This window comes from Pseudoduganella ginsengisoli, assembly GCF_009720865.1.
In the GTDB taxonomy this organism is placed as follows: domain Bacteria; phylum Pseudomonadota; class Gammaproteobacteria; order Burkholderiales; family Burkholderiaceae_D; genus Rugamonas; species Rugamonas ginsengisoli.
Window position 1 is genome coordinate 77,848 of record NZ_WNLA01000025.1, and the last position, 10,585, is coordinate 88,432.

Genomic DNA, 10,585 nt, shown 5'->3' on the forward strand with positions numbered 1-10,585 from the left:
AAAGTCAATTGAAATCATTGGAACAATCAATTTTTCAAATGACTTAGAAACCCGTAGACTGACGTCTCATTGATAACAAACCTCACGAGGAAACCACAATGTCGCTGATTAACACCCAGATCAAACCATTCAAGGCAACCGCTTACCACAACGGCAAATTCGTTGACCTGACCGAAGCGTCCCTGAAAGGCAAATGGTCGGTATTCGTGTTCTACCCGGCCGACTTCACTTTCGTTTGCCCAACCGAACTGGAAGACCTGGCAAACAACCACGCTGAATTCCAAAAACTGGGCGTGGACGTGTACGGTATCTCGACCGACACCCACTTCGCTCACAAGGCATGGCACGACACGTCGGACGCCATCAAGAAAGTGCAATACCCACTGATCGGCGACCCAACCGGCGCCCTGTCGCGTAACTTCGAAGTCATGATCGAAGAAGAGGGTCTGGCACTGCGCGGCACCTTCGTCATCAACCCAGAAGGCTTCATCAAAGTGATGGAAGTGCACGACAACGGCATCGGCCGCGACGCAACCGAACTGCTGCGCAAAGTCAAAGCCGCTAAATACGTTGCCGAGCACCCAGGCCAGGTTTGCCCAGCCAAGTGGACCGAAGGCGCCGCTACGCTGACCCCATCGCTGGACCTGGTTGGCAAGATCTAAGCATCAGTCAATAAACGCTGTACCACGGCGCAGGATTGATCCTGCGCCGTTTCAAGAAAAAGGAAAAAGTCATGTTGGATGCCAATCTCAAAACCCAGTTGAAAGCCTATTTGGAAAAGGTCGTGCAGCCGATTGAGATCGTTGCATCGCTCGACGATTCCGACAAAGCCCGCGAAATGCAGGCGCTGCTCAACGACATCGTTGTGTTGAGCGACAAGATCACCCTGGTTGAACACAAGGGCAGCGCCGCCGTGCGCACGCCATCGTTCGCCATTACCCGCCCCGGGACCGATATTGCCGTGACCTTTGCCGGCGTCCCGATGGGCCATGAATTCACGTCGCTGGTGCTGGCGCTGCTGCAAGTGGGCGGCCATACCATCAAGTTCGACGAAGCCGTGATCGAACAGATCCGCAACCTCGATGGCGACTATACGTTTGAGACGTTTATCTCGCTGTCGTGCCACAACTGCCCGGAAGTGGTGCAGGCATTGAACGCGATGGCGGTCATCAACCCGCGCATCAAGGTCGTCACCATTGACGGCGCGGTCTTCCCGAAAGAAGTGGAAGAACGCCAGATCATGGCCGTGCCGATGATGTTCCTGAATGGCCAGCACTTTGGCCAGGGCCGTACCAGCGTGGAAGAAATCCTCGCGAAACTCGATACCAATGCCGGCGCCCGCGCTGCTGAGGAACTGAACAAGAAAGACGTGTTCGACGTGCTGATCGTCGGCGGCGGCCCTGCCGGCGCGGCAGCGGCGATTTACGCAGCCCGCAAAGGCATCAAGACCGGCGTGCTGGCGGAACGCTTCGGCGGCCAGGTGCTCGATACCTTGGCGATTGAAAACTTCATCTCCGTGACGGAAACCGATGGTCCGAAATTCGCCGTCGCGCTGGAACAGCACGTCAAAGCGTATGAAGTCGACATCATGAATACGCAGCGCGCCAGTGCACTGAAGCCGGGCAAGCTGATTGAAGTCACCACGGCGACCGGCGCCACGTTGAAGAGCAAATCCGTGATCCTGGCGACGGGCGCGCGGTGGCGTGAAATCAACGTGCCGGGCGAGAAGGAATACCGCAACCACGGCGTGGCCTACTGCCCGCACTGCGACGGCCCGCTGTTCAAGGGCAAGCGCGTGGCCGTGATCGGCGGCGGCAATTCCGGCGTGGAAGCGGCGATCGACCTGGCCGGTATCGTGCAGCACGTGACGTTGATTGAATTCGGCGCGGAACTGCGTGCGGATGCCGTGTTGCAGCGCAAGCTGCGCAGCCTGCCGAACGTGAAAGTCATCGTGTCGGCGCAGACCACGGAAATCCTCGGCGATGGCAAGAAAGTCGTCGGCTTGACGTACACGGACCGCACCACCAATGAGCCGCATAAGGTGGACCTGGAAGGCGTGTTCGTGCAAATCGGCCTGGTGCCGAATACCGAATGGCTGAAAGGGACGGTTGCCCTGTCGCGCCACGGTGAAATCGAAGTCGATGCGCGCGGCCAGACTTCCGTGCCGGGCGTGTTTGCTGCCGGTGACGTGACGACGGTGCCGTACAAGCAAATCATCATCGCCACCGGCGAAGGGGCGAAGGCAGCGTTGTCGGCCTTCGATCACTTGATCCGTTCGGGTGATGAGGTGGAAGAAGCGGCTGTCGCAGTTGCCGCCTGACTTAAACCACTAAATCCGCACTGGCCTGTTTTTCCCTGAGCGCCCGCGCATTCCGATGCCGGGCGCGCAGGCGCGGATTGGTCAGCAACCGCCCGATGGTTTCTCCCACCACCATCACCACCCCCAACAACGGCAGCACCAGCATCAGCCCCGCCACACCGGCCACCGCGCCGCCGATAAAGATCATCAGCACCGTGATCAATGGATGCATGTGCAGGCTGCGGCCCAGCGTCAGCGGCATGAACACGAAATCATCCAATAAGCGCACGAGGATGAAGACGCCGATGGCGCTGTAAGCCACCACCGGATCGCCCGCGCCATCCGTGAACGCCACCATCACCACCATGATGCAGCCGACAATGGACCCGACATAAGGAACCCACGCCAGCAGCGCGGAAATCAAGCCCAGCACCACGGGCGACGATACGCCGATGGCCCACAAGCCCAACGCCAGTACGGCTGTATCAAGCACCGTCAGCCACGCCAGGCCCTGGAAGTAGCGGTGCGCCGTCTGGTCCACTTCATGCAGCAGGCACAAGGTGCGTTCAAAGAAGGCATTCGGTACGGCCCGCGCGAGGAATTTCTTGAACAGGTGGCCGTCGCGCAGGAAAAAGAAAGTCAAGAACGGCGCCAGCAGCAGGGCAGGGAACCAGCCGGCCACCGACACGACAAAGCCCGTCAAATGGCTTTGCACAAAGTCTTCCGTGTACGCCGTGAACTGGCTGTTGATGACCTGGCTTAAGTGAATGTCGTGCAGGATGGGGAATTGCTGTTCCAGTCCCAGCAGCAAGGTGCGCACGAAGGACAGGCCCCCTTGCAGGTAGCGGCCCAGCATGGTTTGCCATGAATCGGCGGGCGCCGAAGTCCAGCTGATACTGGCCAGCACGGCCAGCGCCACGGCCAGCAAAAAGCTGCCGCCCACCACCAGCGCCGCCATGTTGCGCCCCATGCCCATGCGCAGCAGGCGCTGCATCGGCGGCAACAGCAGGTAATACAGGATGATCGCCAGCAGGAACGGAATGGCCAGCCACAGCATGTGCTGCGTCACCAGCAACAGCACGCACGTGCTGGCGATAATGCCCGTCCACACTAACGGGCCGGCGGCTTCTTCATGGTTCACGGGCGGCAGTCTCCGCTGTGCACCGCCGGGCAGGCGGATATGGTCGATTTTCATAGCGCCTCGAATTGAGGCTTGCCAGCCATCCATTCGCGCAAGCGGTGGCCGATGTGGCGGGCCAGCGCCAACGCGATCTTGTAGCCGATTTTCGCATCGGTTTCCATCAAGCCCATGAAGTCGGCGCGGAAGAACACGGCCAGTTCGCAGTGATCGAGGGCGCGCGCCTGGGCATTGCGGGGGCCATTGTCCAGCAAGGCCAGGTCGCCAAAGAACGAACCTGGCGCGATTTCCGCGACGATTTCCACGCCATCGCTGTGCGCGCGGCTGATGATCACGCGGCCTGACATCACCAGGTACAGCGCCTGTCCTTCTTCCCCTTCATCGAAAATGATTTCATCGGCCACGTAGCGGCGCTCATGCATCAAGTCATCGACGATGTTCAATTCCACCGGCGTCAGCGAAGCAAACAGCGTGGATTCTTTCAGCCGGTGCAGGCGTGGCGACAGTTTGTGGGATTTGAACAGGCCAAACATCGGAAACGGCTCCATTGCGCAGGAAGCCCGGAAAAGTCCGGGTACGCATTCGATTGTGACCGATTATTGTCAAGTTGCAAGTGTCGGCCGTCACAGTTGTATCGTTTGTGCCAGCGGCAAGTCCGGTTCCAGATGGCTGGTCAGCACCGTGCATTGCCGCGCGCGGCGGGCGGGATCGGCCAGTTGCGTGCGCAGGTAGGCAACGGCCGCCACATCGAGGCCATTGAACGGTTCATCGATCAGCAAGACCGCCACGGGCAGCGCCAGCGCCAGCGACAGCTGCATTTTCTTGTGCTGGCCCAGCGACAAGGTCGTGACCGGCTGCTCCAGCACGCCGTGCAGGCGGAACGCGTCCAGCTGCGCATTCAATGCGGCGCCGTCGGCGCCCGGGTACAGCGCCACGTGCAAATCAAACATTTCACGCACCGTCAGCCATGGCAGCGCAGGGGTATCGCCGCCGCAATAGTGAATGTGGCGGCGGTATTCCAGCGGCTGCTGCTGGCTGTCGATGCCGGCCACGGTGATCGTACCGGTATGCGGCAACAGCGCGCCGGCAATGAGTTTCATCAGCGTGGTTTTACCAGCGCCGTTTTCACCGCGCAGCCACGTAATGCCCGCTTCCAGTTGCAAGCCGAATTGGCGGAACAACGGGCGCCCGGCGTAGGGGTGCCCGGCATACTCAAAGTTCAGGTGGTCAATGGCCAGCATCAGCATTCACTTCCTATCGCAGTCAGAATCACTATGGACAACACCACCAGCACCACACGGCCCCGTGGCGCCAGCGGCAGCGCAACGATGGCGCCGCACGCCGCCAGTGCCGCGGCTTGCCATACATGCACGGCCGTCGTGCGGCCCGCCAGCACGATATGCAGCGCCAGGACCGCCAGTGCGGGCAGCAGGCTGAATAAGCGCGCGCACATCGTCAAAGGCGCGCTGCGCAGCGGCCACGCTGCCAGCATTTCCGCCAGCAGCGCCGCCTGTTCGCGCACGGCTTTATCGCCCCGGTCCGTCAACAGCACCAGCGCCGCGCTGGCCAGGCCGCCCAGCGCAGCGGCAGGGATAGCGGGAATGGCGTGCAGCAGCCACGTTGCCGTGGCGGCCAATGCAGCGGCCAGCAGCAGGCATTGCTGGAGGCCGGCCTTGTTTTCGCCGCGCCAGAACGGCAGCCAGAATAATTTGCGCCACAGCGCCACGTACAGGGGCCGCAGTGGCGTTGGCGTGTACGAAGTGGCAACGGGGCCGGATGCGGCGCGTGGCGGCGCCGGGCGGGGCTGGCGGCGGCGTGCGGCCAGCATGGCGGCGGCCACCAGCCAGCCCAGCACCAATGTTGCGATGGTCGCGGCGATGGCTTGCGGCAGCACGGGCTTCAGTACGGCGGGCTGTTGCCAGCACCAGATGCTGCAGGAAATCGCATACATCAGCGCGACGGGACCGGCCAGCATGCCTGCCACCAGCACGTCGCCGCGCCACGCCAGTGCGGGCGGCACCGGCAGCGGCCAGCTCCATACCATGGCCGCGTGCGGATGCAGGCGCTGGCGCAGCAGCCAGGCCGGGGTGGCAATCAACAGGGTTTGTCCGGCGAGGATGGCCAGCATGGCAGGCCATGCCATCGTGACAGCCAGCATGCCGGGAAAAGCAATCACGGCGCACAGTCCCAATAGCACATTGGAAAACACTAGCACCAGCACTTCCATGGAATTTTTTAAACTGGCGAGGAATGCCAGCAAGCCGTGATGCGCCATGCGCACGCGGTAGCGGAGGTAGGGATGCCGGGGCAGCAGTGTCATGTAGCGCGGTACGGATCCGGAAAAAGAAAAAGGCCCGACGAATCGGGCCTTTCTCAGGAATTGGCGGAGTGGACGGGGCTCGAACCCGCGACCCCCGGCGTGACAGGCCGGTATTCTAACCAACTGAACTACCACTCCATTTGCGAAGTATCGCAACGTACAACATGTTTTAACTGGTGGGCGGTGAGAGGGTCGAACTCCCGACCTAATGCTTGTAAGGCATCCGCTCTACCAACTGAGCTAACCGCCCCAGGTCAAAACATTTACTACTAATCTGGCGGAGTGGACGGGGCTCGAACCCGCGACCCCCGGCGTGACAGGCCGGTATTCTAACCAACTGAACTACCACTCCATGCTTGCGCATCTTGTCTTCATTGTTCCGTGTCAGGCGGTGGTGGGCGGTGAGAGGGTCGAACTCCCGACCTAATGCTTGTAAGGCATCCGCTCTACCAACTGAGCTAACCGCCCCGCTTCTAACACTTCAACGTTTGTCATCACGTCTGAAGGAGGCCGAATTATAGACGGCGGTTTTGGAACGTGCAAGGGGTTTTTTTGACGACGTGCAAAAAGAGGCATCCGGCTGCTGTGCAAGCCGGGCGCGCCACGTGCATGGCGCCCGCCGGCTGCCCCGGCACGGTGGAATGGATAGTCCATGCGTTATTGAAGTTTAATTGCATTTTAAAACCTGAAACGGTTTTTAAAATACTGAATAAAAATGCCCGTTGAGTAATTCAATTCTGGTAGGCTGGCGAAAAATAGATATGTTTTTTAGAGGGCATCACTGAACAGCTGTATTTAATTGCAAAGGGATAGTTTATGTGGAAAGAGGTTCATACACACCGTTTGATGGCTGGTTTGATTGCTGCACTTGGCGCATCATTTTCCGCGAGCGCCTGCAATCAAGAGCCGTATATTGGTTCGATTTGCACATATTCATTTGACTGGTGTCCGCGTGGTTATGTGGTTGCTGATGGCCGGACCTTGGCTGTTAATAGTTACCAGGCCCTGTTTGCTTTGATTGGCTATCGATATGGCGGTAATAACGCAGACTTATTTGCTATTCCCGATTTGCGTGGGCGCAGCGCCGTTGGCACCGGTACCGGCGCCGGCATGAACCCCATAGCGATTGCCCAGAAAGTTGGTCAGCAGTCGGTGACGTTGTCTGTGACGCAGACGCCGCTGTACCCGCATACCCACGCTGCCATCTTCACGGGGACTGGCGGCGGTGGCGGCAGTACACAAGTCACCGTACCCGCCGTCCCCAGCACACTGGGTGTGACGGCCGTGCTGCCAGTGAGCCCGTCCGTGGGAGCGGCTGGCACCACCGTGGGTCTCGCTTCGGGCCAGACCGGTTATTTGACCGCCATGTCGGGCAAGTCTGGCGCCACGTCGATCAACTTCAGCGGCCCCTACACCACGACCTTGCCCAACCCGGCGGCAAGTTTGCCTGCCACAGTGCAAATCACCGGCAGCGCCGGATCGCCGCAAATCCAGTTCAACGTGCCTAACGGAATCACTGGCGGTACCGTCACGGTAGCCCAGGCGGGGCCGATCGGCGCGGCGGCGCCCGTGTCGACCCAGTCGCCGGGGCTGGGACAAACTGCATGTATCGCTGTCCTGGGCTTGTATCCGGACCGTCCATAAACGCATCGTCTTGCATGCAGTCATTGCGTATTGACCTGAGATATCTGGGGAGTCACGAATGAAGAAAATGATCCATGCTTGCCGCTTGCTGGCGGGCGTCGCTGCAACGCTCGGCATGCCGCTGGCGGCCAGCGCATGTAACACGGAACCTACTATTGGAACGATCTGCACGTTTGCTTTTGACTGGTGTCCAAGAGGTTACCTGCCGGCCAATGGCGCGACATTGGCCGTCAGGGAATACCAAGCCCTGTTTGCTCTGATTGGCTTTCGGTATGGCGGTAATAATGTAGACCAGTTTGCTCTCCCCGATTTGCGGGGGCGTAGCACGGTTGGGACCGGTACCGGCCCCAATCTGGTGGCTGTGAATATTGCCCAGCAAGTGGGGCAGCAGGCAGTGACGCTGAGTTTGACGCAGACGCCACTGGTACCGCATACCCATAACGCGACGTTCGTGGGAACCGGCGGTGGCAGCGGCACCCAAGTCACCGTACCCGCCGTCCCCAGCACCCTGGGTGTGACGGCCGTGCTGCCAGTGAGCCCGTCCGTGGGAGCGGCTGGCACCACCGTGGGTCTCGCTTCGGGCCAGACCGGTTATTTGACCGCCATGTCGGGCAAGTCTGGCGCCACGTCAGTCAACTTCAGCGGCCCCTACACCACGACCTTGCCCAACCCGGCGGCAAGTTTGCCTGCCACGGTGCAAATCACCGGCAGCGCCGGATCGCCGCAAATCCAGTTCAACGTGCCTAACGGAATCACTGGCGGTAGCGTCACGGTAGCCCAGGCGGGGCCGGCCGGCGCGGCGGCGCCCGTGTCGACCCAGTCGCCGGGGCTGGGCCTGACTGCATGCATTGCCGCTAATGGCTTATATCCGGACCGCCCGTGAACCGTTGACTGGCTATCTAACTATTTTTTCAATTTCGTTTTGAAAGTTTTGAAAGTGTGAGTATTGGTGATATTTAACCGCAGGTGGCAAGGCATAATCTCTATGTGTCGCTGAGATTAACTTGCCGCTTAGCGGTATTTTATTTTCTATATCGTCATTTATTTTATGGCATTTTAAACAATTTTCACCGGTTCTGCCTCAGTTCCGCCCAATCTGCCGTGATTGACATTCCCCGGTTGACCGTTGCCTTTAAATCGCATGGATACACGCACGGCCTCCTGGCCGTGGCAGTCCGCATTCCCCCGACGTGTTTTTTAAGCATTGCCTTGCAAGGATATATCTGAATGAGCAGCTTGCCTTTAACTTCTTCCACTCCTGTTCCCGTGGCGCGCACTGAAATGGTGTTTGTCATGGATGACGTGCCTGACCTGGCCGGATTGTTGCGGCAGATTTCTCCTGATAAAGAAGTGCATGTGTTGTCCAGGGCAGGCGACGGGCTGGCGCAGATGGCGGACGTGCTCGACGGACGCGACGGTATTACAGCCGTCCACCTGGTGTCGCATGGCGCGCAGGGAGAATTAAAGCTGGGCAGTACGCATTTGTCGGCGGCCAGTATCGACGCACATGCAACCGAGCTCGCACGTGTCGGCGCAGCGCTGGCGCCCGGTGCGGACTTGCTGCTGTATGGCTGCGATGCGGGCGCCGGCCAGGCTGGGGCAGACTTGGTGGCCGCGCTGGCGCACGCGACTGGTGCGGACGTGGCTGCTTCTACCGACGCTACTGGTGCTGTTGCGCTGGGTGGCGACTGGGTGTTGGAGCGGCAGGCTGGCGACATCAGCACGGCATCGCTGCTGGCGCCGCAAGGGGCTGCGCAGTGGCAAGGATTGTTATCATCCACCTTCGATTTTTCCAGCGGAACGTTGCGGGACAATAGCAATACCGATGGTAACGTCGAGCAAACGCTGAGCGGCGTGAAACTCACTGTGAACGCCGGCACTTCCCATGACGCGTACATTTGGGACGTCGCCGCCTATGGCTCCCTGACGTTAAGCAGCGGTGCAAATTATCTCAGCCTGAACAGCGGTAAGCTGCTGCTGATCGACCAGTTGGGGGCGACAGACACCGTCACGTTCACCTTTGACACACCGATGGACCTCACCAGCCTGGACCTGGGCGACGGCACTGACTCCACCGGGATGTCGCTGGTGATAGCCTCCACCAATACCTCCAGCACGACGACTGTTTCAGTGCCTGCGCAGTCGGATACGCGGGTCACCTTGAATTGGACGGGGATTACCGGGTTTACCATTACAAAGTCTGGCGGTGGCGCCATTCCACAGCTCTTGCTGGACAACATAATCGGCACGGCGTCCGTCAGCGCGCCAGCTACGACGGTGACGGCGGCGTCGCTGTCCGCTGATACTGGCACGTCGTCTTCCGATTTCATCACGAAAACCGCGGCACAAACCATTTCCGGCACACTGAGCGCCAACCTGGCCAGTGGCGAGTATGTGGAAGTGTCGTACAACGGCGGCAGTACGTGGAGCAACGCCGGCAGCTATACGACAGGGTCGTCCTCCTGGTCCACCACCACGACACTGGCCGGCACCGGCACGTTCAAGGCGCGGGTCAGCAACAGTGGCGGCAGCAGTACCGCGTACAGCCACAGCTATACATTGGATACGACGGCGCCCACCAATACCATCGCCACGGCGGCGTTGTCTGCCGACACCGGCACGTCGTCGGCGGACTTCATCACGAAGACCGCCGCGCAAACGATTTCCGGCACGCTGGCGTCGAACCTGGCTAGCGGCGAATACGTGGAAGTGTCGATCGACAATGGCAGCACGTGGAGCACGGCCACTACCAGCACGGGACAAAATACGTGGTCGCTGTCATCGGTGACACTGGCGTCCAGCAATACTCTGAAAGTGCGCGTGTCCGATACGGCGGGCAATACCGGCACGGTGTATTCGCAAGCCTATACGCTCGACACGACGGCGCCGACCGCGACCGTCTCCCACAGCGCCTCGTCGTTGAAGGCGGGCGAAACGTCCACGGTCACCATCACGTTCAGCGAAGCGGTGACAGGATTGACCACGGCCGACCTGACGGTAGCCAACGGTTCCATAGCCTCGCTCAGTTCATCCGATGGCGGCACCACGTGGACCGGTACGTACACGCCGACGTCCGGCATCGAAGACACGACCAACGTCATCACGCTGGACAATACCGGCGTGGCCGATACGGCAGGTAACGCCGGCAGCGGCACGGCCAGTTCGTCGAACTACACCATCGACA

Annotated in this window: 9 protein-coding genes, 4 tRNA genes and 1 pseudogene; 6 read left to right on the top strand and 8 right to left on the bottom strand. The window is 60.1% G+C overall.

Going from position 1 to position 10,585, the window contains the following annotated elements; translation table 11 throughout:
• The first annotated feature begins 98 nt into the window (after positions 1-98).
• Together ahpC and ahpF are read left to right on the top strand one after the other, a co-directional pair.
• Positions 99-662, top strand: a complete 564-nt coding sequence (gene ahpC / locus GM668_RS25885) for an alkyl hydroperoxide reductase subunit C (protein ID WP_155441861.1) — start codon at positions 99-101, stop codon at positions 660-662.
• A 71-nt stretch (positions 663-733) separates the two neighbouring features.
• Positions 734-2,320, top strand: coding sequence for an alkyl hydroperoxide reductase subunit F (gene ahpF, locus GM668_RS25890; protein ID WP_155441862.1), 1,587 nt, complete (start codon positions 734-736; stop codon positions 2,318-2,320).
• A gap of 1 nt (position 2,321) precedes the next feature.
• Here ahpF and GM668_RS25895 read toward each other — a convergent pair whose 3' ends face one another.
• The 8 genes from GM668_RS25895 to GM668_RS25930 all read right to left on the bottom strand — a co-directional run bounded on the left by GM668_RS25895 (position 2,322) and on the right by GM668_RS25930 (position 6,225).
• Positions 2,322-3,494 carry an AI-2E family transporter gene (locus GM668_RS25895; protein ID WP_155441863.1) on the bottom strand — a complete coding sequence of 391 codons (1,173 nt, stop codon included), beginning with the start codon at positions 3,492-3,494 and terminating at the stop codon, positions 2,322-2,324.
• Positions 3,491-3,970: a cyclic nucleotide-binding domain-containing protein gene (locus GM668_RS25900; protein WP_155441864.1), complete on the bottom strand. Its 480-nt coding sequence runs from the start codon at positions 3,968-3,970 to the stop codon at positions 3,491-3,493. Before GM668_RS25900 ends, GM668_RS25895 begins: the two co-directional genes overlap by 4 nt.
• Positions 3,971-4,060: 90 nt before the next feature.
• Positions 4,061-4,684 (bottom strand): ABC transporter ATP-binding protein, encoded by a 624-nt coding sequence (locus tag GM668_RS25905; protein WP_155441865.1) that lies wholly within the window; start codon positions 4,682-4,684, stop codon positions 4,061-4,063.
• Positions 4,678-5,757: a hypothetical protein gene (locus GM668_RS25910; protein ID WP_155441866.1), complete on the bottom strand. Its 1,080-nt coding sequence runs from the start codon at positions 5,755-5,757 to the stop codon at positions 4,678-4,680. The genes GM668_RS25905 and GM668_RS25910 overlap by 7 nt, the downstream gene beginning before the upstream one ends.
• 61 nt (positions 5,758-5,818) lie before the next feature.
• Positions 5,819-5,895 (bottom strand) — tRNA-Asp (locus GM668_RS25915).
• Between the two features lie 36 nt (positions 5,896-5,931).
• A tRNA-Val gene (locus GM668_RS25920) sits at positions 5,932-6,007 on the bottom strand.
• A 25-nt stretch (positions 6,008-6,032) separates the two neighbouring features.
• Positions 6,033-6,109 (bottom strand) — tRNA-Asp (locus GM668_RS25925).
• Positions 6,110-6,149: 40 nt separating this feature from the next.
• Positions 6,150-6,225: transfer RNA gene (locus tag GM668_RS25930), tRNA-Val, on the bottom strand.
• A gap of 378 nt (positions 6,226-6,603) precedes the next feature.
• Here GM668_RS25930 and GM668_RS31820 point away from each other — a divergent pair.
• From GM668_RS31820 to GM668_RS25945, 4 genes and pseudogenes are all read left to right on the top strand, one after another.
• Positions 6,604-6,828 (top strand): annotated as a pseudogene (locus tag GM668_RS31820) (phage tail protein); the annotation flags it as partial.
• A gap of 39 nt (positions 6,829-6,867) precedes the next feature.
• Complete coding sequence (locus GM668_RS31355; protein ID WP_229499927.1) at positions 6,868-7,401, top strand: hypothetical protein; 534 nt, start codon at positions 6,868-6,870, stop codon at positions 7,399-7,401.
• Positions 7,402-7,459: 58 nt separating this feature from the next.
• Positions 7,460-8,284, top strand: coding sequence for a phage tail protein (locus GM668_RS25940; protein WP_155441868.1), 825 nt, complete (start codon positions 7,460-7,462; stop codon positions 8,282-8,284).
• 344 nt (positions 8,285-8,628) lie between these two features.
• Positions 8,629-10,585: DUF4347 domain-containing protein (locus GM668_RS25945; RefSeq protein ID WP_155441869.1), on the top strand; the 1,957-nt coding region annotated here is incomplete at its 3' end.

What these genes read in the sequence shown, in the direction of transcription:
- GM668_RS25900 (WP_155441864.1), bottom strand. Translation starts at nt 3,970, where the DNA reads ATGTTTGGCCTGTTCAAATCCCACAAACTGTCGCCACGCCTGCACCGG.
- ahpC (WP_155441861.1), top strand. Translation starts at nt 99, where the DNA reads ATGTCGCTGATTAACACCCAGATCAAACCATTCAAGGCAACCGCTTAC.
- GM668_RS31355 (WP_229499927.1), top strand. Translation starts at nt 6,868, where the DNA reads ATGAACCCCATAGCGATTGCCCAGAAAGTTGGTCAGCAGTCGGTGACG.
- GM668_RS25940 (WP_155441868.1), top strand. Translation starts at nt 7,460, where the DNA reads ATGAAGAAAATGATCCATGCTTGCCGCTTGCTGGCGGGCGTCGCTGCA.
- GM668_RS25905 (WP_155441865.1), bottom strand. Translation starts at nt 4,684, where the DNA reads ATGCTGATGCTGGCCATTGACCACCTGAACTTTGAGTATGCCGGGCAC.
- ahpF (WP_155441862.1), top strand. Translation starts at nt 734, where the DNA reads ATGTTGGATGCCAATCTCAAAACCCAGTTGAAAGCCTATTTGGAAAAG.
- GM668_RS25910 (WP_155441866.1), bottom strand. Translation starts at nt 5,757, where the DNA reads ATGACACTGCTGCCCCGGCATCCCTACCTCCGCTACCGCGTGCGCATG.
- GM668_RS25895 (WP_155441863.1), bottom strand. Translation starts at nt 3,494, where the DNA reads ATGAAAATCGACCATATCCGCCTGCCCGGCGGTGCACAGCGGAGACTG.